The sequence below is a fragment of the Clostridium sp. K04 genome (genome assembly GCF_019734375.1).
GTDB classification, from domain to species: Bacteria; Bacillota; Clostridia; order Clostridiales; family Clostridiaceae; genus Clostridium; species Clostridium saudiense.
On sequence record NZ_JAASHD010000001.1, the window covers coordinates 159,497 to 185,482 of the forward strand.

The 25,986-nt window shown below is 28.4% G+C and carries 20 protein-coding genes and 4 riboswitches; of the genes, 19 read left to right on the top strand and 1 reads right to left on the bottom strand.

All coding sequences use genetic code 11. The features are described 5' to 3' along the window. Positions 1-75: 75 nt before the first annotated feature. Positions 76-150, bottom strand: a riboswitch (Fluoride riboswitch). Positions 151-302: 152 nt separating this feature from the next. The 6 genes from HCG70_RS00900 (at position 303) to mgtE (ending at position 9,277) form a co-directional block, all read left to right on the top strand. Then, positions 303-1,487, top strand: a complete 1,185-nt coding sequence (locus HCG70_RS00900; RefSeq protein ID WP_221697371.1) for a chloride channel protein — start codon at positions 303-305, stop codon at positions 1,485-1,487. 49 nt (positions 1,488-1,536) lie between these two features. Then, positions 1,537-1,638, top strand: a riboswitch (purine riboswitch). A 107-nt stretch (positions 1,639-1,745) separates the two neighbouring features. Further along, complete coding sequence (locus HCG70_RS00905) at positions 1,746-3,098, top strand: uracil-xanthine permease family protein (protein ID WP_042399147.1); 1,353 nt, start codon at positions 1,746-1,748, stop codon at positions 3,096-3,098. A 222-nt stretch (positions 3,099-3,320) separates the two neighbouring features. Beyond that, entirely contained in the window at positions 3,321-3,821 is a 501-nt protein-coding gene (locus HCG70_RS00910) for a DedA family protein (protein ID WP_172676143.1), read from the top strand. Between the two features lie 160 nt (positions 3,822-3,981). Next, positions 3,982-6,399 carry a L,D-transpeptidase family protein gene (locus HCG70_RS00915; RefSeq protein WP_055291592.1) on the top strand — a complete coding sequence of 806 codons (2,418 nt, stop codon included), beginning with the start codon at positions 3,982-3,984 and terminating at the stop codon, positions 6,397-6,399. A gap of 255 nt (positions 6,400-6,654) precedes the next feature. Then, a riboswitch (purine riboswitch) is annotated at positions 6,655-6,756 on the top strand. Positions 6,757-6,841: 85 nt separating this feature from the next. Further along, entirely contained in the window at positions 6,842-7,411 is a 570-nt protein-coding gene (locus HCG70_RS00920; protein ID WP_042399150.1) for a xanthine phosphoribosyltransferase, read from the top strand. 91 nt (positions 7,412-7,502) lie between these two features. Further along, positions 7,503-7,666, top strand: a riboswitch (M-box (ykoK) riboswitch). A 267-nt stretch (positions 7,667-7,933) separates the two neighbouring features. Further along, positions 7,934-9,277, top strand: coding sequence for a magnesium transporter (gene mgtE, locus HCG70_RS00925; protein WP_042399153.1), 1,344 nt, complete (start codon positions 7,934-7,936; stop codon positions 9,275-9,277). Between the two features lie 64 nt (positions 9,278-9,341). On the opposite strand, the gene HCG70_RS00930 is transcribed toward mgtE, so the two are convergent. After that, positions 9,342-9,644, bottom strand: coding sequence for a hypothetical protein (locus HCG70_RS00930; RefSeq protein ID WP_042399154.1), 303 nt, complete (start codon positions 9,642-9,644; stop codon positions 9,342-9,344). Between the two features lie 604 nt (positions 9,645-10,248). Between HCG70_RS00930 and HCG70_RS00935 the strand changes: the two genes are divergently transcribed. From HCG70_RS00935 to HCG70_RS00995, 13 genes are all read left to right on the top strand, one after another. Continuing rightward, positions 10,249-12,915 carry a cation-translocating P-type ATPase gene (locus HCG70_RS00935; RefSeq protein WP_042399157.1) on the top strand — a complete coding sequence of 889 codons (2,667 nt, stop codon included), beginning with the start codon at positions 10,249-10,251 and terminating at the stop codon, positions 12,913-12,915. A 251-nt stretch (positions 12,916-13,166) separates the two neighbouring features. Further along, positions 13,167-13,526, top strand: coding sequence for a metalloregulator ArsR/SmtB family transcription factor (locus tag HCG70_RS00940; RefSeq protein WP_394805632.1), 360 nt, complete (start codon positions 13,167-13,169; stop codon positions 13,524-13,526). A 60-nt stretch (positions 13,527-13,586) separates the two neighbouring features. After that, complete coding sequence (locus tag HCG70_RS00945; protein ID WP_221697372.1) at positions 13,587-15,782, top strand: heavy metal translocating P-type ATPase; 2,196 nt, start codon at positions 13,587-13,589, stop codon at positions 15,780-15,782. A 396-nt stretch (positions 15,783-16,178) separates the two neighbouring features. Then, the gene (locus HCG70_RS00950) at positions 16,179-16,808 is read left to right on the top strand and encodes a redox-sensing transcriptional repressor Rex (RefSeq protein ID WP_042399163.1); all 630 of its coding nucleotides are present in this window, start codon (positions 16,179-16,181) and stop codon (positions 16,806-16,808) included. A gap of 414 nt (positions 16,809-17,222) precedes the next feature. After that, positions 17,223-18,032, top strand: coding sequence for a short-chain-enoyl-CoA hydratase (locus HCG70_RS00955; protein WP_242833252.1), 810 nt, complete (start codon positions 17,223-17,225; stop codon positions 18,030-18,032). Positions 18,033-18,234: 202 nt separating this feature from the next. Next, positions 18,235-19,374, top strand: coding sequence for an acyl-CoA dehydrogenase (locus HCG70_RS00960; protein WP_042399166.1), 1,140 nt, complete (start codon positions 18,235-18,237; stop codon positions 19,372-19,374). Between the two features lie 16 nt (positions 19,375-19,390). Continuing rightward, positions 19,391-20,170: an electron transfer flavoprotein subunit beta/FixA family protein gene (locus HCG70_RS00965; protein ID WP_042399169.1), complete on the top strand. Its 780-nt coding sequence runs from the start codon at positions 19,391-19,393 to the stop codon at positions 20,168-20,170. Positions 20,171-20,192: 22 nt separating this feature from the next. Further along, the gene (locus HCG70_RS00970; RefSeq protein WP_042399172.1) at positions 20,193-21,221 is read left to right on the top strand and encodes an electron transfer flavoprotein subunit alpha/FixB family protein; all 1,029 of its coding nucleotides are present in this window, start codon (positions 20,193-20,195) and stop codon (positions 21,219-21,221) included. 276 nt (positions 21,222-21,497) lie between these two features. Next, positions 21,498-22,346 carry a 3-hydroxybutyryl-CoA dehydrogenase gene (locus HCG70_RS00975; RefSeq protein ID WP_042399175.1) on the top strand — a complete coding sequence of 283 codons (849 nt, stop codon included), beginning with the start codon at positions 21,498-21,500 and terminating at the stop codon, positions 22,344-22,346. A gap of 230 nt (positions 22,347-22,576) precedes the next feature. Beyond that, positions 22,577-22,975 carry a PH domain-containing protein gene (locus HCG70_RS00980; protein WP_042399177.1) on the top strand — a complete coding sequence of 133 codons (399 nt, stop codon included), beginning with the start codon at positions 22,577-22,579 and terminating at the stop codon, positions 22,973-22,975. A gap of 113 nt (positions 22,976-23,088) precedes the next feature. Continuing rightward, complete coding sequence (locus HCG70_RS00985) at positions 23,089-23,511, top strand: C-GCAxxG-C-C family (seleno)protein (protein WP_042399180.1); 423 nt, start codon at positions 23,089-23,091, stop codon at positions 23,509-23,511. Positions 23,512-23,817: 306 nt separating this feature from the next. Beyond that, positions 23,818-24,741 (top strand): DNA-3-methyladenine glycosylase, encoded by a 924-nt coding sequence (locus HCG70_RS00990; protein WP_042399183.1) that lies wholly within the window; start codon positions 23,818-23,820, stop codon positions 24,739-24,741. Between the two features lie 85 nt (positions 24,742-24,826). Further along, entirely contained in the window at positions 24,827-25,894 is a 1,068-nt protein-coding gene (locus HCG70_RS00995) for a M28 family metallopeptidase (protein WP_042399186.1), read from the top strand. The last annotated feature ends 92 nt before the right edge of the window (positions 25,895-25,986 follow it).

Here is a 25,986-nt window from a genome sequence, read left to right on the forward strand (position 1 = left end):
ATTAAAACTTTATAATTACAAAATAGAAAAAATAAAGTTAAAAATTAAAAAAAGCTAATGATTTCTACAACAAAAAAAGTTGTAGAAGTCATTAGCTATAATAAGCGGTTTTGATAATTATCAAGGGAGAACTTCATTCCCTACAATTTTTGATTATATCAGAGTTGGACATGAGGCGCAATATGTGAAAGCTTTAATGTTTAGCATTATTATAATATGAATGATACTATCAGCAATTAAATAAATATATTTCTATACTTAGGGAATTTTAATAAGTATAAAATATAAATGGAGTGAATAATATGAGCAAGCTAAGTATATTAAAGCTAGCATTAGTTTCAGTAATAATTGGTGGAATTTCAGGGTTATGTATTGGAGTATTTTTGATATTGTTAGAAAAAGCTATAGATTTAAATTTAGCTTATAAATCATTAATATTTGTACTTCCTTTTTCAGGAATGTTTATGACTTATCTTTATAGCAAGTATGGTGGTAATTCACAAAAAGGAAATAACATAATAATTGAAAATATAAATGGAAGTAAAGAAAAAATTGAATTTATTATGGCACCCCTAGTTTTTCTTGGAACTATATTAACTCATCTTTTTGGTGGGTCAGTAGGAAGAGAGGGGACTGGGGTTCAAATAGGTGGAACTATAGGAAATTCATTAGCTAAAGCTTTAAAAAGTTCAGAAGAAGAGAAAAAAGTATTATTAATAAGTGGTGTAGCAGCTGGTTTTTCATCTGTTTTTGGAACTCCACTTACAGGAACTATATTTGCTTTAGAAATTGCAAATATAGGACGTTTAAGTTATAATTCAATGCTACCAGCTATAGTTTCAGCCTTAGTGGGAAATTCTGTTGTGAAGTTTTTAGGTGTTAAACATAGTCACTATAAAATACCAGCACAAGAAGCTGTTGATATAATTAATGTTTTAAAGGTAATTGCATTAGCAATTTGTTTTGGATTAATTAGTAGATTATTTGTTTATATGACACATTGGTTTAATGAAAAACTAATAAAGTATTGTAAAAATAAATATTTAAAAATATTTGTTGGTGGTACTTTAATGGTAATAGCTACGTTGTTTTTAAGAAATAATTTATATAACAATTTAAGCTTAGGATTATTAAATGATGCTTTTTATGGAAAAGTGCCCATTTTAGCATTTATTATTAAGCTTATATTAACGGCATTGTGCTTGGGAGCTGGATATCAAGGTGGAGAAGTTACTCCTTTATTTGTTATAGGAGCAACACTTGGAGCAACTTTATCACACATACTTGGTTTGTCATTTGCATTTTGTGCAGCTTTAGGGCTTGTTGGAGTATTTTCAGGAGCAACTAATGCACCAATAGCATGCTTTATGATGTATTTAGAACTTTTTAGAGCAAATAACATTGTATTTGCAATGTTGGTATGTATAATATCATTTTTTATTTCTGGACATAAAGGAATTTATAAAGCACAGTTATGGAATGAGTAAAACACAAACAATGTTTGTGTTGACCGTAAGTAACATTCGCATTATAATGAATTTATATAGTAAATAATCTCGTATATAATCGGTAATATGGTCCGAAAGTTTCTACCTGCTAACCTTAAATTAGCAGACTACGAGGAGTTGCATATGATGAATAGAATTTTATTTTTTTAAGCAGCACCTCAAATTTAATTTGAGTGTTGCTTATTTTTTTATAATTTAAGTCTGTAAATTACTCCATGAAAGAAAGGAAGAAAACAAATGATTAAAGAACAAAGTCCTATAGGGGATATTAAACTAGCTTATGGTGTAGATGATAATCCTAGTTTATCTAAAAAATTTATATTTGGAATTCAGCATATATTCGCGGCATTTGGAGGAATAATAGTTGTTCCATTAGTAATAGCAAGTGCATTAGGATTTGATGCTAAGACTACGACAACATTAATAAGTGCAACGATATTAGCATCTGGATTAGCAACAATAGTACAAGCTAGGGGAATTGGAAAGGTTGGATCTAGAGTAGCTTGTATAATGGGAACTGACTTTACTTTTGTATCACCATCTATTTCTGTTGGTTCAGTTTTAGGGTTACCAGGAATAATAGGTGCAACTATTTTAGGGGCATTTTTAGAAATAATTTTAAGCTTTTTTATAAAGCCATTAATGAAATTGTTCCCTCCACTAGTAACAGGAACAGTTGTATGTTTAATAGGATTAACTTTATTACCAGTTGCAATAGATTGGGCTGCTGGTGGATCAGGTTCTGCTGATTATGGAAATTTAAAAAATGTAGGAATATCAGGAATTGTATTAGTAATAACTCTTATATTAAATAGATATGGAAAAGGTATAGTAAGTAGTGCTTCTATACTTATAGGAATGATTATTGGATATATAATTTGTATTCCATTAGGAATGGTTGATTTTAATGCAGTTAAAGAAGCAAGTTGGATTTCTATTCCTAAGATATTTGAATATGGTGTTAAGTTTGATTTTAAGGCAGTAATAGCATTTTTACCAGCATACTTTGTTACAACTATTGAAACAGTTGGATGCTTAAAGGCTGTTGGTGAAAGTTCTAATATAGATATGAAAGAAGAACAAGTTGGTGCTGGAGTATTAGCAGATGGTGTAGGAAGTATTATTGGTGGAATAGTAGGTTCTTTCCCAAATACATCATTTAGTCAAAATGTTGGAGTTATATCGTTAACAAAGGTTGCAAGTAAGCATGTAGCTGTTATGGCAGGTATAATATTAGTTGCACTTGGATTCTTACCTAAGATTGCTGCATTAATAACTCAAATTCCACAACCAGTTTTAGGTGGAGTTGGTATAGTTATGTTTGGTACTGTAGCAGCTGCAGGAATTAAGACATTAAGCAAAGTAAAGCTTACAGAACGTAATTTATTAATAATTGCAACTTCTTTTGGATTAGGATTAGGAGTTACATTTAGACCTGATTTTATAGGACAATTACCAGAAGGAATAAAAATGGTATTCTCATCAGGAATTTCTATTGGAACTATAGTAGCTTTAGTATTAAATATAGTTTTAAAAGAAGATAAGATTAATGATGAAATTGAAGAAGAAAATAATATCGTAACTGCATAAAAGTATTAAAATTAGAGATTCTCTGTAGAATAAAAGTTAAAGTTTTTTATTCTACAGGGAATTATTTTATTTTAAAAGAATTATTATATAAATGAATATAGTATAAATTTAATGGAAAAGATAAGGTTTAAAGAGATTTTTTAGAATATAAATTAAAAATTTTTTAGTAAACTTTACTAAAATTTCTTGTTCTGTATAATTATATAGAAGGGATAGGGGAAAATGATTAATATTAATGATATATTATCATATATGGATAAATATGGTTACTTATTTTTGGCTGGAATAGTTTTTTTAGAATATTTAAATTTACCAGGATTACCAGCAGGGATTATAATGCCAGCAGCTGGAATACTTATAAAATCAAGAGGACTAAATTTTCCATTTACACTTATTACATCAGTGATAGCAGGACTACTTGGAAGTTGGTGCTTATATGCAATAGGTTATTATTGTGGAAATCCCATTATAGATAAGATTGAAAATAAATTTCCTAAAATGAAAAAGCCTATTGATAAAACATTTAAATATATAGAAAAGTATGGAGATTTAGGTATCTTTTTATCTAGACTTATTCCTGTAGCTAGAACACTAATATCTATAGTTGTAGGTACATTTAAAGTAAATTTTTTTAAGTTTTCATTATATTCAACAATAGGAATTACAATATGGAATTTTGCATTTATTTATGCAGGTTATGCTTTTAGTCATTTATTTTTTTAGAGCTAAATAAGTTTAAATTAAAATATTGATACCAATTAATTAACAAGTGTGTTAAAATTGTAATAAATTAACAAAAGAATAATATTATTATGAAAGGTGAAAAAATAAAAAATGGGGATAATGCATTAATAAATTTGGTGCTAAAAGTATGGGAGGCAGTATGAACTTTAGGATATTAAATGGGGATATCGATTTTTCAAGCAAATTTGTTAAATTAAATGAGATAAGAGAAAGGTTTCTTCAAGAAGCATTTAAGTCAGTTGATACATTTAAAAATGAATGTATAAATAGGTTTAATGATTTAGATCAGTTGAAGAAAGATGGAGAAACTTTTGGGTATAATTATTTAAATAATTATATCAAAATAGCAGTAAATATTATAAAAGAATTTGAAATAAGCGATATAGATAATGATACCTTTTTTAAGGAATATTATTTCAATAAGTACTGCACTTGGGGAAAGACTTTAGATGAAATTAAAAATAAACATGATGAAGATAGCAATGAGAATTTAATATTATCTAAATTAAATATTAATTCAGATTTAATAAAAACACCTTTCGAAATAAAGGAAAAGGATATAGAAACAGATAATAAAAATGATAGATGCACAATTCCAAAAAAAATATTAGACAAGCTTATAAACTCAATGATAGAAAGTATATTTAATATTAATTTTGCAATTATTGATTTTTTAAATGATAATAATGTTGATTCTGTAGATAAGTATAGTGAAACAGAAGATATAAAAAAATCCAATGAGTTAATAAAAGCTTTGCTAAAAGATGAGATTCCTAAAGATGAAGAAACTAACACCATAGAAGAAATAATAAAACTTAATCCATATAATGAAAATATATATAAGGCATTACTATATAAATATGGTGATGAAGAAAATCAAATAGAACATTTGGGAGAATTTTTAGGATATAATAATATCCATGAATATAAGCATAAATTATTAGATGAATATTATGCAACATTAAGTATAGATACAAATGAAGATATAATTAAAGCAAAAGAAAGTATTAAGAACTTTGCAAATAAGATGAATATTAATGATTATGAAAAGTATATAAATGAGATAGACAAAATTTTAGAAGATAATAATACTTTCAATAAAGATATAGAAAGTAAAGAGATAGAAAATAACCCTAAAATGGCAACGGTTGAATTAGATAAAGAAATAAAAACACCAAAAAGTAAAGTTAAAAAGAATAGCGATAAGGGATTAATTATTGCTGCAAGTATTTTAGCATGTATTTTAGGAGTTTACTTATTAATGGCATTATATTTTAATAGTCATTTCTTCTTTAGAACATCAATTAATAGCGTAAGTATTTCAGGAAAAAGTAATAAATCAGCTCAAGAATTAATGGCAAATAAGGCAAATGAATATGTACTTACTTTAGAAGAAAGAAATGATAAAACAGAAACAATAAGTGGAGAAGCTATTAATTTAAAATATGATTTTACTGAAGCTATTAATAATATTTTAGATGAACAAAATCCATTTTTATGGATAGCATCAATATTCCAACATAAGAATTATGATGTGTCTGAAGGAGTTTCTTATGATGAAAGTTTATTAAATCAAGCTATTGGAAATTTAGAAGCTCTTAATGAAAGTAATGTAACAAATCCTGTTAATGCTAGTCTTAATTATGCAAATGGAGAGTATGAAATAGTAAAAGAAGATATTGGTAATAAAGTTAAGATTGATAAATTAAATTCAAAGATATTTAATAATATTCAAAATGTAAATTCTATATTGAATTTAGATGATGAAGGTTGTTATGAAAATCCAACTTATACTTCTAAATCAAAAGCTGTTACTAAAGCGAAAAAAACTGCTGACAAGTATGTAAATGCTAAAGTAACACTTAATATTAATGAAAGTTCAGAAGTTATTGATGGAAGTATGATTAATCAATGGATCACAATTGATGATGATTTTAATGTATCTTTAAATGAAGATAGTATTAGAGAGTATGTAAATCAATTAGGGGACAAGTATGATAATATAGGTAGCACAAGAACATTTACTAGATGGTCAGGAGAAACAATAAAAATAAGTACAACACCAGGAATTTATTATTTAGATAGAGATACAGCTATAGCTGATATTACTTCTGCTATAGAAGGTGGTGGTACAGATACGAAGGAATTAACATTTAAAACACCAAAAGCAACTGATGAATATGTTCTTAATACATTTGTTGAAGTAGATTTAACAAATCAAACAGTAATATATTATAAAAATGGTGAAGTTATTACTCAAGGAGATGTAGTAACTGGTAATGTTAGTCAGGGCCATTCAACACCTGCTGGTGTATATAAATTAGATTGGAAAGCTAAAGATTATGTACTAAGAGGAGATGGATATGCTTCACCAGTAAGTTTTTGGATGCCGTTTAATGGAGGAATAGGACTTCATGATGCAAGTTGGAGAAGTAGCTTTGGAGGATCAATATATAAGACAAATGGTTCTCATGGATGTGTAAATATGCCATATAGCGTTGCTAAAGCTATTTATGAAAATATAGAAGATTATACAACAATTATTTGTAGATATTAAAATAAATAGACCTTATCAAATTAAGATGTGATTAAGAATTACATAAATAATTTGATAAGGTCTTTTAGATAAAATTCTATGTTTTTAATTTAGAAATTAAATTTGTGAAAAGTATTAAATTATAGTTTTTTTAGGTGAAGTTAAAAAATAATATATTTTTAGAGTTAAAAGGAATAGTATAACTCTTTTAGAAACATTGATGAATACAAATTAAAAATATATTTACAAAATTAATGTTCGTGGTATAATACGAATAAGTGAATTTATTAAAATACTCGTATAAAATCGGTAATTTGGTCCGAAAGTTTCTACCTACTGACCGTAAAACAGTAGACTACGAGGTGTTGTTATTATATTTGAATTATATGTATAGAGAATGTACAACACTTCTAAATATTTAGAGGTGTTATTTTTTTTAAGTAAGTTTAGGAGAGGGAATGCAATGGAAATTTTAAAAGAGCGTATATTACAAGATGGAAGAGCATTAAGTGAGACAGTATTAAAGGTTGATTCATTTTTAAATCATGGTGTTGATGCAAGATTAATGTATGAAATAGGTACATATTTTAAAGAATACTATAAGAATCATGGAATTACAAAGATATTTACTATTGAAAGTTCAGGTATTGCACCAACTGTAATGACAGCTATGCAAATGGAGCTTCCAATGGTTACATTAAAAAAGCAAAGTTCTAAAATATTAAATGGTGAAGTATATCAAACTACTGTACATTCATTTACAAAAGGGACAGATTATGAATTAACTTTATCAAAAAATTACATATCAAAGGATGATAATGTATTAATAATAGATGATTTCCTAGCTAACGGGGAAGCAGCTTTAGGAGCAGCAAGATTAGTAGAAGAAGCTGGTGCTAAAGTTGGAGGAATTGGTATTGTAATAGAAAAATCATTCCAACCAGGAAGAGCAATTTTAGATGAAAAAGGATATGATGTGTATTCTTTAGCTAGAATTGGTAAATTAGGAAAAGGTATAATTGAATTTATATAAGATAATTAATATTCTATAAATTTTTCAATAAACATTTTAAAAAATTGACAAATTGAAATTATAAGAATACTATATAAGTATAATGAAAGTTAATAAAGATTGTTAGGTGAGGCTCCTATAAAGAAAAATGCTGCTGCCCAGAAAAATCCAGAGATTCCAATGGGTCAACAGAAATCATCGCGAAGGTGATTTTTAATGTAGCTGACTGAAGAATATGTCTACGCTTTATAGTGCTAAAGCTCTACAAATTGAGAAGTAAGTGATTAGCAGGCTTTTTGTTGTAGAGACAAAAAGTCTTTTTTATTTGTATTTTTAGGAGGTGGTATTAAATGGACCCTTATCTGAGTGAAAATTTAATTATTGAAAAAACTAAATATAAGATACATTGGAATATAGTCATTTATACCACAATCTTATATAGTTCTAATGATATGTAGCTAATAATCTGAATTGGATATATATCATTAAAATTATAAGTAAAGATGGCTTTTTTCCTATGTATAAAAACTAGGAGGAAATGCTATGAAATTAAATATGAATAAAGATGAGTTAAGAAAATTTTTATTACATGCTCCACAAGCAAGTATTATTAAATATGTGGAAAGCATACACCCGGTAGATATTTTAGATGTTTTACGAGATTATCCAGAGGATAAAGAGGATATTTTATACAGATTACCAGAAGGTTTAATTGCAGATATAATTGATGAAGCTGATGATGAAGAGAAGTATTCAATTTTAATGGAGTTCTCAGAAAATAAACAAAAAAATATTGTAGAGGAAATGTCATCTGATGAATTAACGGATTTATTAGGTATGTTAGATGAAGAAAAAGCTAACAAAATATTAGAAAAGATGACAGATGAAGATGCAAGAAAAGTACGTCAATTATTAAGTTATGATCCAGATACTGCAGCAGGTATCATGGCAACAGAATTTGTAGCACTTAAAGAAAATATGACAGTAGAAGAGACATTGAAATATTTACAAAAATATGGTGAAGAAAATGAAAATATTTATGATTTATATGTAGTAGATAATTTTGATAAGCTTAAAGGTGTAATATCATTAAAGGAGTTAGTTACTAAAAACTTTAATACTAGAATATCCGATGTCATTCATACAAAGATAGAAGGAATACCTTATAATACAGATCAAGAAGAAGTAGGTCATAGATTTGAAAAGTATGGTTATTTAACTATGCCTGTAGTTGATAATTCAAATAGATTACTTGGAGTAGTAACATTTGATGATGTTATGCAAATTTTAAGAGATGAAACTACAGAAGATATACATCGTTTAGGTGGTGTTGACGAAGGTGAAAAGGTTGATGGATCATTAAAAGATTCAGTAAAGAGCAGATTACCTTGGCTAATTGTAAATTTAGTAACTGCAATTTTAGCTGCAGCAGTAGTTGGAATGTTTGAAGGAACAATCCAAGCAGTTGTATCTTTAGCTACATTCATGCCAATAGTTACAGGAATGGGCGGAAATGCAGGAACTCAAACACTTACTATCATAGTTAGAGGATTAGCTTTAGGAGAACTTAATTTTAAGAATATGAAAAAGGTATTCTTTAAAGAAATTGGAGTAGGGGTAGTAACTGGAGTAGTTATTGGATTCATAATTGGTGTATTAGGATATATTTGGGAAGGAAACTTCATGTTTGGAATAATTATATCAGTAGCAATGCTTTTAAATATGATAGTAGCGACTATTACTGGATATTTAGTACCAGTTGTTTTAAAGAAATTTAAAGTAGATCCAGCACTAGCATCATCAATATTTGTTACAACATTTACTGATGTTTTAGGATTCTTCTTCTTCCTAGGATTAGCAACATTATTAATTCAATATCTTATGTAATTAAAAATAAATGGACCCTTCTGAAGCAGTAAAAGCAACAGAAGGGTCAGTTTATTAGAAATTATTATTGGATAAAGCTAGCTATTTTATTATATCGTTCTGAATCTTCATTTAAATTAATTTCATTTTTTACATTTATAAATCTTTCCACAAGGCAGCAAGCAGCATTTCTATCTGCTGTATGAAGAGTTCCATTAATTTCTACTAATGGACGATTATATTTATCGAAACCTTTTAAGGAAACTGAAAAACCATTATTTTTTAGGTATTTTAAAACCTTTCCTAAAAATTCATCTGTATCTGTTGTAGTTCTATCATTGATGTAAACATCGAAACAATCTTTATTGTGTTTATAAATACCTTCCATATTAAATCCCTCACTTAAAAATTTTTAATACACCCTAAATACCATAAATAAATGTATTTATACATATATATTCTATAAAGAATTTAAAATTCCTTTAAACGTTTACAAAAATAAAATTAAAACTTAAAACTATTTTGAGATAAAAAGAAAAAACAGAGGCACTAGCAGACTACCTCTGTTTTAAACCTATTTTTGCCTGGTAGGTTTATGAATTAATTGTACCATAAAAATACAATATATTAAATATAATATATTCATAATTATGCAAAAAGAATATTTTTATGAATATTCACAAATAAATATTTATAAATAGATATAAACTAGTCATAAAATATATAAAAATATTATGTGGGAATTGTTGACAATAAATGATAAGAGGTATATAATAACTCATATAGAAATTAAATAACCTGTTAAAGGGGAGTAGTATAAAATATAACATCAACAATCGCGGCATAGGCCTGGTGTTATATACCAATTTGGTTACGAGACTTTTAATATAATCCTTAAGTAAAGAATAACTTAAGTTGAGGATTATATTAAGAGTCTCTTTTTTTATTTATAAAAAAGAGAGATATATTATATAAATAAGGGAGGATGTACAATGTCAAAATATTTTTCAATTGAAACAGAAGAAATATTAGAAAAATTCAATGTTTCAAAAGATGGACTAAATGAAAAGCAGGTAGATGAAAATATAAGTAAGTATGGATTGAATGAGTTAAATCAAAAGAAAAAGAAGAGTGTATTACAGGTATTTATAAGTCAATTTAAAGATTTATTAATATTCATTTTAATTGCTGCAGGAATTATTTCTATGTTAAGTAATAATGTTGAAAGTACTATTGTAATCTTTGCTGTAATTATATTAAATGCAGTATTAGGAACAGTTCAACACTTTAAAGCTGAGCAGTCATTAGATTCACTAAAAGCATTATCAGCACCATCAGCAAAGGTTATAAGAAATGGAAGTAAGATTGAGATTCACTCAAAAAATGTAGTGCCAGGTGATATTTTAGTTTTAGAAGCTGGAGATTTAATTACAGCAGATGGAAGAGTAATTGAAAGTTATTCGCTTCAAGTAAATGAAAGTTCACTTACTGGTGAATCATTAAGTGTAGATAAAATTACAGAGAAAATTGATAAAGAAGAAGTAGCATTAGGTGATCAAAAGAATATGGTGTTTTCGGGATCATTAGTAACTTATGGTAGAGCCTTAGTACTTGTTACAAATACAGGAATGAAAACTGAAATAGGTAAAATAGCAACTCTTATGGATGAAACTCAAGAAAAGAAAACTCCACTTCAAGTTACCTTAGATGATTTTAGTAAAAAACTTGCAATAATAATATTAGCTATTTGTGCAATTGTATTTGGGTTATCACTATATAGAAAAATGCCAGTACTTGATTCTTTGATGTTTGCAGTAGCACTTGCAGTTGCAGCAATTCCAGAGGCATTAAGTTCTATTGTAACTATAGTTTTAGCATTAGGAACTCAAAAGATGGCAAAAGAAAATGCAATAATTAAAAAAATTAGAGCGGTTGAAGGATTAGGGTCTGTTTCGATTATTTGTTCAGATAAAACCGGAACATTAACTCAAAATAAGATGACTGTAAGAAAAGTTTATGTAGATAAAAAATTAATTAATGGTTCAGAAATTTCCTTAGATAATAAGGTTCAAGAATATCTAATTAAGAATTCAATTTTATGTAATGATTCAACCTCAAGAGAAGGAAAAGAAATAGGAGACCCAACAGAAGTTGCATTAGTTAATTTAGGGCATGATATTGAAATTGATGAATTGAACTTAAGAAATGAGTATAATAGATTAGCTGAAATTCCATTTGATTCTGATAGAAAGCTTATGAGTACACTTCATAAGATAGATGGTAAAAATATTATGTTTACAAAAGGGGCTCTTGATGTAATTTTAGATAGAGTTAAATATATTATGACATCAGATGGGGTTAGGGAATTAACATTAGAAGATAAAAATGAAATTTTAGATGTAAATAGAAGTTTGTCTGAAAGTGGATTAAGAGTTCTTTCTTTCGCTTATAGACAATTAGATGAAGTCAGAGAATTAACATTAGAAGATGAATATGATTATACTTTTTTAGGATTAATTTCAATGATTGATCCACCAAGAGAAGAAAGTAAACAAGCTGTTGCTGATTGTATTACAGCTGGTATTAAGCCAATTATGATTACTGGTGATCATAAGATAACAGCATCTGCTATTGCTAAAGAAATTGGCATATTAAGAGATGGAGATAGGGCAATCGAAGGATTAGAAATAGATAAAATGTCAGATGAAGAATTGAGAGAAAATGTTGAACATATATCTGTTTATGCAAGAGTATCTCCAGAGCATAAAATTAGAATAGTAAAGGCTTGGCAAGATAAGGGGCAAATTGTTGCTATGACAGGTGATGGTGTTAATGATGCACCAGCTTTAAAGCAAGCTGATATAGGAATTGCAATGGGAATAACAGGTACAGAAGTATCTAAAGATGCTGCATCTGTAATATTAACAGATGATAATTTTGCAACAATAGTTAAATCAGTTTCAAATGGTAGAGGTATATATAATAATATAAAGAATTCTATTAAATTCTTATTATCAGGTAATACTTCTGGAATAATTGCAGTTTTATATTCTTCAATAATGGCTTTACCAATGCCTTTTGCAGCTGTTCATTTACTATTTATAAATCTTTTAACAGATAGTTTACCTGCGATATCAATTGGTATGGAAAAATCAAATAGAGATTTATTAAAGGATAAACCAAGAGGGAAAAATGAATCTATATTAAATAAGGATTTCTTATTAGGAATTGGATTTGAGGGATTATTAATTGCGATATTTACAATGGTTGCTTTTTATATAGGAAATCCAAAGGAAACTCCATTAACAGCTTCAACTATGGCATTTGCAACATTGTGTTTAGCAAGATTATTTCATGGATTTAACTGTAGAGGTAAAGGTTCAATATTTAAATTAGGTGTATTCTCTAATAAATATGTGTGGTATGCATTTGGAGTAGGGTTAGTATTATTAAATGCTGTACTATTTGTACCTTTCCTTCAAAATTTATTTGAAGTTGAAAATTTAGCGTTTAATCAATATGTATCAATTTATGTACTTGCATTTATTCCAACTTTAATAATTCAGTTGAAAAAAGTAATTTTTGAATTTATAGAAAATAAAAAAAGTAAAAATAATGCAAATATAAATAGATCTGGTGAGTTAAAAGATATAGCTTAGATCATATTAATTGAAAAGGTAGGTGATTTCCTACCTTTTTTTATATATTAAACCTTAAAAAGACTAATAGATTTCAAATAAAAATCAAGAAGTCCTTAAATTTACAAAAAAAGTTGACTAAATTACTAGGATAAGCATATAATAGAAATATAAACATATGAACAATTATTCATGTGTTTGCGTTAAAGAAAGAGTATTAAAATCAATAAAATAATTTTAAATACAAATAATATAAACTAAGGAGTGAAATTATGATGGAAAATAAAGTTGAAAGTTGTTCATGTAATATTATTCATAAAGATGTAGTTGAAGAAGTTAAAGATAAATTACCACAAGAGGAAATATTATATGATTTAGCAGAACTGTTTAAGGTATTTGGAGATAGCACAAGAATTAAAATAATATGTTCATTATTTGAATCAGAAATGTGTGTATGTGATTTATCAGCTTTATTGAATATTAGTCAATCGGCCATTTCACATCAGTTAAGAGTATTAAAATCAGCAAGACTTGTTAAATTTAGAAGAGCTGGAAAGGTAATTTATTACTCATTAGATGATGAGCATATAAAACAAATTTTTGATGCAGGATTACACCATATTACTGAATAAATAAGATTAAAATCAATAAAAAATAAACTTTTTAAATTTATTTAATGGGAGGATAGATACATGGAAATAAAATTAGTTTTAAATGGATTAGATTGTGCAAACTGTGCTAATAAAATAGAAGATAAAGTTAATAAAATAAATGGTGTAAAAGAAGCAACAGTAAATTTTTCTACTACAGTATTAACTGCTGAAATAAAGGAAGAAAACTTAAAAAGTGAAATAATAAATGAAATAAAATCAATAGTAAAAAAATTAGAACCACATGTAAAAGTTGAAGAAAAAATAGATAATAAAGAAATAAAAAATAAGACAAAAGCATGCACAAGTAGTTGTTGTTCAAAAGATAATGATCATCATGAGGGTAGTAAAGATAAAATTCATGAGCAGAGTCATGAGAAAGAAGAGAGTTCAAATGGGAAAATAGAAATTCTAAAAGATAATTGGCTATTAATAGTTGGAGCAATTATATATGCAATTGCTTTATTATACAATGGAAATAATAAAATTTCTATTATACTATTTGTAGCGAGTTATTTAGCAATAGGCGGAGAGGTAATTTTAACAGCTATAAAAAATATTCTTCGTGGAGAAGTATTTGATGAGAATTTTCTTATGAGCATTGCTACTATTGGAGCGTTCTTCATTGGAGAATATCCAGAGGCCGTAGCAGTTATGCTATTTTATCAAATAGGTGAAGTATTCCAAGGATATGCTGTAAATAAATCAAGAAAATCTATTTCTTCTCTTATGAATATTAGAGCTGATTATGCTAATGTTCTGAGAAATGGTATTGAATTTAAAGTTTCTCCTGAAGAAGTAAATTTAGAAGAGATTATCATAATTAAACCAGGTGAAAGAGTTCCTTTAGATGGTACAGTTATAGAAGGTACAAGTTTTTTAGATACTTCAGCATTAACAGGTGAATCTGTACCGAGAGAAGTTAAGACAAGTGATGAAATCTTATCAGGAGCTATTAATGACAATGGTGTTTTAAAGGTTAAAGTTAATAAAGAGTATGGTGAATCGACAGTTGCAAGAATATTAGAATTAGTTGAAAATGCGTCAAATAAGAAAGCACCAACAGAAAAATTTATAACAAAATTTTCAAAAGTATATACTCCAATTGTAGTTTTTATTGCAATAATAGTTGCTATAGTTCCTCCTCTTTTGATTAAAGATGCAACATTTTTAGAGTGGCTTTATAAAGCATTATCACTATTAGTTGTATCTTGTCCATGTGCATTAGTAGTTTCAATTCCACTAGGATTTTTCTCTGGTATAGGAGCAGCTTCTAAAAAAGGAATACTAGTTAAAGGTGGAAACTATTTAGAGGCACTTAAAGAAAGTGAAATAGTAGTATTCGATAAGACAGGAACTTTAACTAAAGGAGTATTTAAAGTAACAAATATAAACGCTAAAAATATAAGTGAAGATGAGTTATTAGAAATAACAGCTATTGGTGAATCAAATTCGAATCATCCAATTGCCTTATCAATTGCCAATGCATATGGTAAAGAAATTAATAAAAATGAAATTGAAAGTTATAAGGAAGTTGCTGGTCATGGTGTTGAGGCCATAATAAAAGGTAAAAAGGTGCTATTAGGAAATTCTAAATTAATGAAGAGTAACAATATTTCTTATGATGAGGTTGACACTATTGGTACTATAGTTCATATAGCAATTGATGGAGAATATAAAGGTAATATAGTTATTTCTGATGAAGTAAAAGAAAATGTAAAAGAAGCATTAACTGAATTAAAGAGTGTTGGAATTAAGAAAACTATAATGCTTACAGGGGATAGCAAAGTAGTTGCAGATAAGGTTGCTAAAGCTATTGGTATTGATGAGGTTCATGCTGATTTATTGCCAAGTGATAAAGTTAATAAAGTAGAGGAAATACTAAACAAAAAATCAGCAAATGGAAAAGTTTTATTTGTCGGAGATGGAATTAATGATGCTCCAGTTCTAGCAAGAGCTGATATAGGAATTGCAATGGGTGGTGTAGGATCAGATGCTGCTATTGAAGCTGCAGATGTAGTATTAATGAAAGATAAAGTAGAAGCTATTTCAGAAGCCATACGAGTATCAAGAAAAACTAGTAAAATATTATGGCAAAACATTATTTTTTCTTTAGCAATTAAGGTAGCTGTTATGATATTAGTTATTTTTGGATTAACAAATATGTGGGCAGCTGTATTTGCAGACGTTGGGGTAACTTTACTTGCGGTATTAAATTCAATGAGGATAATTCGATAAATATTGACAAAAGATAAAGCTTTAATTATAATATAATAAGTCCAGAAAATTTTAGGCAAAAGGGAATGGCGTACAAGATCACTTTGATTCTTGTTGCAATATCAGAGGTGTTTAAAATCTGATATAATGCTTATGAGACTTATGTATAACGCATCTGCTACGTTATACATAAGTCTCTGTTTTTAGGTCAAAATAATAAATGAAAAATTAAAATTTCATTATATAATTTGTTATGATAATATTAATATAATTAAATAAAATAAGAAAATGAAATGTGAATAAAAAATTTCAATAATTATTAAATTAATAGAAAAAATGTTAAAAGTATGTTATTATATTATCAAAGTTTAAATAAATGGGGAAATTATTGGAATAAATTAAGGAGATTCATATACTATGGAAAAGAAGAAAAGTGTCTCTATGGCAGTAATTAAAAGATTACCAAAGTACCATAGATATTTGAAAGAGTTGATGAGAAATGATGTAGATAGAATTTCATCAAAGGAATTAGGTGAAAAGATAGGATTTACAGCATCTCAAATAAGACAAGATTTAAATAATTTTGGTGACTTTGGACAACAAGGATACGGATATAATGTTAAAGAATTATATAAACAAATTAGTTTAATTTTAGGATTAGATAAAGACTATACTGGAATCATTATAGGAGCTGGTAATTTAGGGCAAGCAATTGCAAATTATAGTAGATTCTCCGAATTAGGGCTATCTATAGAGGCTATATTTGATGCTAATCCAAAGCTTATCGGAATGAAGATAAGAGATGTAGAAATAAGAGATATTGATACATTAAATAGTTATTTAGAAAATAGTAATGTTAACATTGGAATTATTTGCGTGCCAAGAATTAATGCACAAAAGGTTTGTGATCTTTTGGTGAAGGGTGGAATAAAAGGTATTTGGAATTTTGCACCTGTTGATTTAGTTGTACCAAATGACGTTAAAGTTGAAAATGTACATCTTTCTGAAAGTTTATTAACATTAGTATACTTAATGAAAGATGAATAAAATAATTAAATAGTTTAGACGAAATAGCAAATCAAAATTTTATTATAGCTAAAATTTTGATTTGCTATTTCATTATTATAAATTCAAGTGTTTTTTCAATTCAAAATTTATACTTTATTGAGGATAAATTTATATATTTTTTGCATGTTAACAAATGAACAAAGAGAATAAAACTCAAATAGTAAACGTATACTAAGAAAAAGATTGAAAAAGTGGAATTTATATACCAAATAGGAAAATATTAATTGCAAATGAGAAAATTAGATATTATAATTATAAGTAGGTTGTGATTATTCAGAATCTTCTAACCAAAGAAAAGGGAAAAAGAGAATTTTTTTTAATTAATTTGTTAATTATATAACAAAGAACAGGGTGTTTATGAGGAGTTATGGTATAAAAAGGGAGGAAGGATTTGTGGAAATTAAAAATGTAATTTTAGAAGAAGAGTTGAAAAATGTGACTCTTGAAAAAGACGGGAATTTAGCAATAGTTACAATAAATAGACCTAAAGCATTAAATGCTTTAAATTCTGATACATTAAGAGAATTAGATCTAGCAATTTCTAATATTGAACAAGACAGCAATGTATATTGTGTAATATTAACTGGAGCTGGTGAAAAATCTTTCGTAGCAGGTGCAGATATTGCCGAGATGAAAGATTTAGATGCCAAGGGTGGAGAAGAATTTGGACTTTTAGGAAATAGGGTATTTAGAAGAATAGAAAATTTAGACAAGCCTGTTATAGCAGCAATATCTGGATTTGCTTTAGGCGGAGGATGTGAGCTTGCAATGGCTTGTGATATAAGAATTGCTTCAGAAAAGGCAAAGTTTGCTCAACCAGAAGCTGGTCTTGGGATTACACCAGGTTTTGGAGGAACTCAAAGATTGCCTAGAATAGTTGGATTAGGTAAGGCAAAGGAAATGATTTATACTTGTGCAATGATTAAGGCAGATGAAGCTTTAAGAATTGGTTTAGTTAATAAAGTTGTTCCATTAGAAAACCTAATGGAAGAAGCAAGAAAAATGGCTTCAGTTATTTGTGCAAATGCACCAATAGCAGTTAAGTATTGTAAAGATGCTATTAATAGAGGAATGCAAGTTGATATAGATAAAGCAATTGAAATCGAAGCAAATGATTTTGGAAAATGCTTTGATTCAGAAGACCAAGTTGAAGGAATGACAGCTTTCTTAGAAAGAAGAGAAAAGAACTTTAAGAATAGTTAAGAGTTAATAGTTTTGGTAGGAACTCTTTATGGAGTTTCTTAAATATATTTTTAAAATTTGGCCTATGCCGAATTTATTCCTTAACTATTAACTATAAAAAGGGTGTTATTTAATAAATTTTAAATATATAAGCTAAGTGTATTTTACATATTTACTTGTAACTATACACATAAACAGGGTATTGCAGGGAGGTAAAAAAGCAATGAATTTTGGATTAACTAGGGAACAAGAGTTAGTAAGACAAATGGTTAGAGAATTTGCAGTTAATGAAGTAAAACCAATAGCTGCTGAAATTGATGAAACAGAAAGATTTCCAATGGAAAATGTAAAGAAGATGGCAGAGCTAGGAATGATGGGAATACCATTTCCTAAAGAATTAGGTGGCGCTGGCGGAGATGTATTATCATATATCATAACTGTTGAAGAATTATCAAAGGTTTGTGGAACAACTGGAGTTATTGTTTCAGCTCATACTTCACTTTGTGCTTCTTTATTATATGAAAATGGAACACCAGCACAAAAAGAAAAATACTTAATTCCACTTGCAAAAGGGGAAAAGATAGGTGCATTTGGTTTAACTGAACCGGGAGCAGGAACAGATGCTGCGGGACAACAAACTACTGCAGTTTTAGATGGAGACAATTATATTTTAAATGGATCTAAAATATTCATTACTAATGGTGGAGTAGCAGATACCTTTATAGTATTTGCAATGACAGATAAGTCTCAAGGAACTAGAGGCATATCTGCTTTCATAGTTGAAAAAGACTTCCCTGGATTCTCAATTGGTAAGAAAGAAGATAAGTTAGGAATTAGAGCATCTTCTACAACTGAGCTTATATTTGAAAATTGTGTAGTTCCAAAGGAAAATCTAATTGGAAAAGAAGGTAAAGGGTTTGGTATAGCAATGAAAACTCTTGATGGAGGAAGAATCGGTATAGCTGCTCAAGCTTTAGGAATTGCAGAAGGAGCTTATGAAGAAGCTGTTAAATATATGAAAGAAAGAAAACAATTTGGTAGACCTTTATCAGCATTCCAAGGATTACAATGGATGATTGCTGAAATGGAGACAAAAATTGAAGCTGCTAAGCTATTAGTATATAAGGCTGCATGGCTTAAACAAAACAAGCTTCCATATTCAGTAGATGCTGCTAAGGCAAAATTATTTGCTGCTGAAGTTGCTATGGATGTGACAACTAAGGCTGTTCAAATTCATGGTGGATATGGATACACTAAGGAATATCCAGTTGAAAGAATGATGAGAGATGCTAAGATAACTGAAATCTATGAAGGAACTTCTGAAGTTCAAAAGATGGTTATCGCAGGCGCTGCATTAAGATAGAGGGAGGCTTTTAATAATGAATATAGTAGTTTGTTTAAAACAAGTACCAGATACAACAGTTGTAAAAATAGATCCAAAAACAGGAACTCTTATAAGAGACGGTGTTCCTTCAATAATAAATCCAGAAGATAAGCATGCTTTAGAAGCAGCTTTACAATTAAAAGAAAACTATGGAGCTCATGTAACTGTAGTTAGTATGGGACCTCCTCAAGCAAAAAATGCATTAAGAGAAGCTTTATGCATGGGAGCTGATGAAGCTATCCTTTTAACAGATAGAGCATTTGGGGGAGCTGACACATTAGCAACTTCAAAGACTATTGCAGCAGCAATTAAACAATTAGATTACGATATAATTTTTGGTGGAAGACAAGCTATTGATGGTGATACTGCACAAGTTGGTCCTGAAATAGCAGAACATTTAGGTGTTCCACAAGTAACGTATGTACAAGGTGTTAAAGTTGAAGAGGATGGATTGTTAGTAAATAGAGCATTAGAAGATGGATATGAATTAATAAAAGTTCAAACACCAGTGCTTTTAACTGCAATTGAAGAATTAAATCATCCAAGATATATGAATGTTCAATATATCTTCGATACAGTAGATAAAGAAGTGAAAATTATGACTGCGGCAGACCTTGATATACCTGTTGAAGAACTAGGATTAAAAGGTTCTCCAACAAAGGTTAAGAAATCTATGACTAAAGAAGCTAAAGGTGCAGGAGAAATTATTAAAGAATCAGCTCCAGAAGCAGTAGCATATGTTTTAGGAAAGTTAAAGGAAAAACACTACATCTAAGATAATAGGAGGGTAATTGGAGATGAATATATCAGAATATAACGGCGTTTGGGTATTTGCTGAACAAAGAAATGGTGAATTACAAAAGGTTTCATTAGAGATATTAGGAGAAGGTAGAAGATTAGCTGATGAATTAGGAGTTAAACTTACTGCAGTATTATTAGGAAATAATGTTGCTTGTTTAGCAGATATTTTAGGAGAACATGGTGCTGATGAAATATTAGTAGCTGAACATGAAGCATTAGAAAATTATACAACTGATGGATATACAAAAGTTATTTGTGAATTAGCAAATGAAAGAAAGCCAGGAATATTATTTATAGGGGCTACTTTCATAGGTAGAGATTTAGGTCCAAGAGTTGCAGCTAGACTTTCAACTGGATTGACTGCAGATTGTACATCTTTAGAAGTAGATGTTACGAATGGTGACTTACTTGCAACAAGACCTGCATTTGGTGGTAACTTAATGGCAACTATAGCATGTCCAAATCATAGACCACAAATGGCTACAGTAAGACCTGGAGTTTTTTCTAAATTAACTGAAAAGAAAGAAAACTATACTATAGAAAATGTTTCTGTTGAATTAGAAGCGTCAGATATTAGAACAACAGTTGTTGAAGTAGTAAAGGCTAATAAGGATATTGTTGACATAGGAGAAGCTAAAGTTATAGTTGCTGGTGGTAGAGGAGTTGGAAGTAAAGAAAACTTCGCACTTTTACAAGAATTGGCAACAGTTTTAGGTGGAGTTGTTGGAGCATCAAGAGGTGCTGTAGATAAAGGTTGGATTGAAAGAGATTATCAAGTTGGACAAACTGGTAAGACAGTAAGACCTACAATTTATGTTGCTTGTGGTATTTCAGGAGCAATCCAACATGTTGCTGGTATGCAAGAATCAGATATGATAATTGCTATAAATAAAGACGAAACTGCTCCAATAATGAAGGTTGCAGACTATGCAATAGTGGGAGATTTAAATAAAGTTATTCCAGAAATGATAAGTAAATTAAAAGAATCTGTTGATTCTGAAGAACCATTAGTGTGCAGAATCTAGTTTGATTTATTCGGGGAAAAATATAAATATATAAACATTAAAATTATAAAAATATAAGTGGCCAATCATATTTTTATAATAATGTATAAAGTAAAATAGCCTAGGATTTTTTTACTTTAATAAAAATAATGTTGATGAAATAAAGAAATTATGGTGTAAAAAATTTGAGAATTAAATAATAACAGAATCAAGATAAAGTGGTAATCAAATGGTCATATAACAACTTGTAATTTACCAATTATCACTTGTCACTGTTAAAAGGGGAGAGGTTTAGATATGGAAAAGATTTTTGTTTTAGGTGCAGGAACTATGGGTGCAGGAATAGTTCAAGCTTTTGCTCAAAAGGGATATGAAGTAATAGTTAGAGATATAAAAGATGAGTTTGTTGAAAGAGGACTTGCTGGAATTAATAAGAGTTTATCTAAATTAGTTGCTAAAGGAAAAATGACTGAAGAAACTAAGGAAGATGTTTTATCTAGAATTTCAGGAACTACTGATATGAATTTAGCTGCAGATTGTGATTTAGTTGTTGAAGCTGCAATTGAAAACATGAAAATTAAGAAAGAAATATTTGCTGAGTTAGATAAGATCTGTAAGCCAGAAACTATTTTAGCTTCAAATACATCTTCTTTATCAATAACAGAAGTTGCTTCAGCAACTAGTAGACCAGAAAAGGTTATAGGAATGCATTTCTTTAACCCAGCTCCAATAATGAAGCTTGTTGAAATTATCAGAGGTATGGCTACTTCTCAAGAAACTTTTGATGCTGTTAAGGAATTATCTTTAGCAATTGGGAAAGAACCAGTAGAAGTTGCAGAAGCTCCAGGATTTGTAGTTAATAGAATACTTATTCCAATGATTAATGAAGCTTCATTTATTCTTCAAGAAGGAATTGCATCAGTAGAAGACATAGATACAGCTATGAAATATGGTGCAAATCACCCAATGGGACCTTTAGCGTTAGGGGATTTAATTGGATTAGATGTTTGTTTAGCTATTATGGATGTTTTATATAATGAAACTGGAGATACTAAATATAGAGCTAGTAGTACTTTAAGAAAGTATGTTAGAGCAGGATGGTTAGGTAGAAAAACAGGAAGAGGATTCTACAACTATAATGCTTAATTGATATTAAGATAATTATAAATTTTTAAAATTAATTAATGATATATTTAAAGAGATATAATATATTTTAAATAATATATTGGAAATAAGCGTTTTAATTTAACTTTAAAGGGCAACTATCGACGGGTAGTTGCTCTTTATTGTATTATGGTATAATTATCATAATAAAGTACTAAGGTTTATAAAAGGATATGTAAATATTAGCATAGTAAAAGGAGTGGAGTTAATACATGGAAGATCAAACTAACAATAATAAAAGAGTGTTTAATTTTTATGGAGAAGTAGAGATACCAAAATCATTACTTTATTTTGTAAGTAGAAATGAGCAACCACTATTTGCAGTAAAGACTGTTAGAGATGCAGCCTTATTTACAGATAAAAAGATTTTGATATGTGATAAACAAGGGATAACTGGTAAGAAAACAGAATATTATGCGATTCCATATAGCAAAATAGTTACTTATGCAATAGAAACAGCAGGGCATTTTGATATGGATTCAGAAATAAAGTTATTTTTAACTGGTGGAATAGAAATCGAAATGAACTTTTTAAGAGGCAAGAATATGGATCAGTTACTTAAGAAAGTTTTTAATGTTATAAATGAGTATGTAACTTTATCTAATGGCTAGTCTTTGTAAGACTTTACCCTGTTTATATAGGAAATAACAATTGGAATGCTATAGGATAGGTGCCATTGGTATATAACTAATGAAAATGTGAACTATAGGGAGAGATTAATTAAATGTTAGTAGAAACTACAATGAAATATTATGATAAAAAGTATGATTTAAATTGTGCAGAATGTATGCTTGTAGCAGTTAATGAAGTTTATGATTTAAATATTTCCAAGCAGACTTTAATGACAATGGCATCTTTTGGTGGAGGAATGGCAATAGGAAGTGTTTGTGGTGCAGCAACAGGAGCAATAGCAGCATTAGGGATAATGTTCACTACAGAAAGAGGGCACCAAAGTCCACATGTTAGAGAAATGACTTCTAAATTTTTATATGAATTTAATAGAAGAATGAATTCATTAGATTGTATATCTTTAAAAGAAAAATATTATGAATGCGAAACAAGATGTTCAAAAATGATGATAGTATCAGCTGAAGTTCTACAGGAATTAATTGAAGATTATAAAGATTATTATTCAATTAATAGATAGGGAAAGAAAAGAATTATTATAATATAAAGTATAGTAATCAAATTTGTTAAATAAGCCGTTATAGTTTTAGTATTTTAACTATAACGGCTTATTTAATAAAATGATGATATTAAAGTGAATTTTTATTAAATGTATATGGATAATAGTATTTTGAAATATATTGAAAAATAAATTTATTTAATATAGCATAATAGATAGAATTTATTAATTAATAATATTTATCTTTAGAATATAAAAATATGAACTTAGAAACAATAAAAATATAAATGATAAGATTTAAAACTTATTATAGTAACGAGGTGTGAAATGAACTATACAAATATAATAGAAAAAGAAAATTCAATAATATTAGAAAATGTGAAAGATTTTAATATAAAACAAATATTAGAATGTGGTCAATGTTTTAGATGGGAGAGAATAACTGATACAGACTACATAATTGTTGCATATAGAAGAGTTATAGAAGTAATTCAAGAGGGAAGCACAGTAACAATACTTAATACTAATATGAAAGACTTTAACGAAATATGGAAACAATATTTTGATTTAGAAGTTAATTATGGAGAAATAAAAGAAGAATTATCTAAAGATGAACTTTTAAGAAAAAGTGTTGAGTTTGGTTATGGTATAAGAATATTAAATCAAGATCCTTTTGAAATGTTAATAAGCTTTATAATATCAGCAAGAAATAGTATTCCTTCAATAATGAAGACTATTAAAAAGATATCTGAAAGATGGGGAGATAAAATTGAGTATAAAGGAAATATATATTATGCATTCCCAACTCCAGAACAATTAAAAGAAGCAACATTAGAAGAAATAAAAGAAACAGGAGCATCTTTTAGAAGTAAATACATAGTAGATACAATAGGAAAGGTTAATGCTGCAATTGAAGCTAAAAATAATGGAACTTTAAATGAAGAATTACAACAGTTTGATTTAGAATATATAAAGTCATTGCCAACTGATGAATGTCATAAGGCGCTTCAAAACTTTATGGGGGTTGGAGCTAAGGTTGCAGATTGTATAATGCTTTTCTCAATGGCTAAAAAATCAGCTTTCCCAGTTGATGTTTGGATAAAAAGAGCAATGATACATTTCTATTTAGCACCAGATGTATCATTAAATAAAATAAGAGTATTTGGAAGAGATAAATTTGGAGAGTTATCAGGTATGGCTCAGCAATATTTATTTTATTATGCAAGGGAAAACAATATAAAGGTAGAATAGTAACTAAAGTTATGTATAGAATTGTTATAAGAGGGATAAGCTAAGTGAAAATGACAAAAGCTTAATAACTTTATGGGAGGTTACTATGTATATAAAGAAGAGGTTAATATCAATAATATCAAGTGCATTAGTAGTAAGCTTGCTTTTTACTGGATGTGGAAGTAGCTTTAAACAAAGTGTATTTAGTAAAGGGGTATTAACAAAGGAACAAGGTTCATACAATGAAGCAGGAAAAAATCCAGAGGATTTAAATGTTGAAAGTATAATGAATGAACTTACTAGTGATGAATATTTATCCAGAGTAGTAGGAACTAATGAAAATACTAAATCAGCAGAGTTTATTAAAAACTATTATGAAGCAATTGGGTTAGAGCCATTTAATAATGGAAGCTATTTTCAAGAGGTGGATTTAAATAAAGAAATGAGGTCTATATTTAATCCTGCTGGAGATAATGAAAATGAAGTTGATAATGTAATTGGAGTTATTAAAGGTGAAGATAGTTCTAAGGCAATTGTAATTTCAGCTCACTTTGACCATGTAACAGTAAGGAAGAAAAATGAAGAGGCAGCTAGCAACACTGATTCACAACAAATTAGTGTTAGCAAAATAGAAGGTGCAATTGATAATGCATCTGGTGTTGCAGTTTTACTTGAAAGTGCTAAGGAATTAGCTAATTATTATAGTGATGAAAAACCACCATATGATATAATTTTTGCTGCATTTAATGCTGAAGAACTTGGATTAATAGGTAGTAGAAAGTTTGTAAGTGAATTTAAAGAAACATATGATGATTGGTATAATATCAATATTGATTGTGTTGGAGTTAAAGGAAATGAAGGATTAGCAGTGAAAAATAATGATCCTGCATCTCAAGAGTTATATGATGATTTTATTGAAGTTTTAGATGAAGATGATGTTTACTATGAGATGGTTCCTTATGCAATGAATGAAGAAGGAGCAGTTGTAGGTAGCAGTGATCATATGTCATTTAGAAGAGAAAATGCTGCTTCATTAGTAATAGGGCAAGATGGTATTACAGGAGTTGTTCATACTGATGATGATAATATGTCAATTGTAGATGTTGAATTAATTGATGATATTAAAGAAGCATTAGTTGATTTTATAATAAAGACTGATGAAAAAATATATTAATATTGAAGTTTTTTATAATTGATTAAGTATATTTATTAAGTTATTTTAAAGAAGTGATAGGATTTATTTGTAAAAGGAAATCCTATCATTTT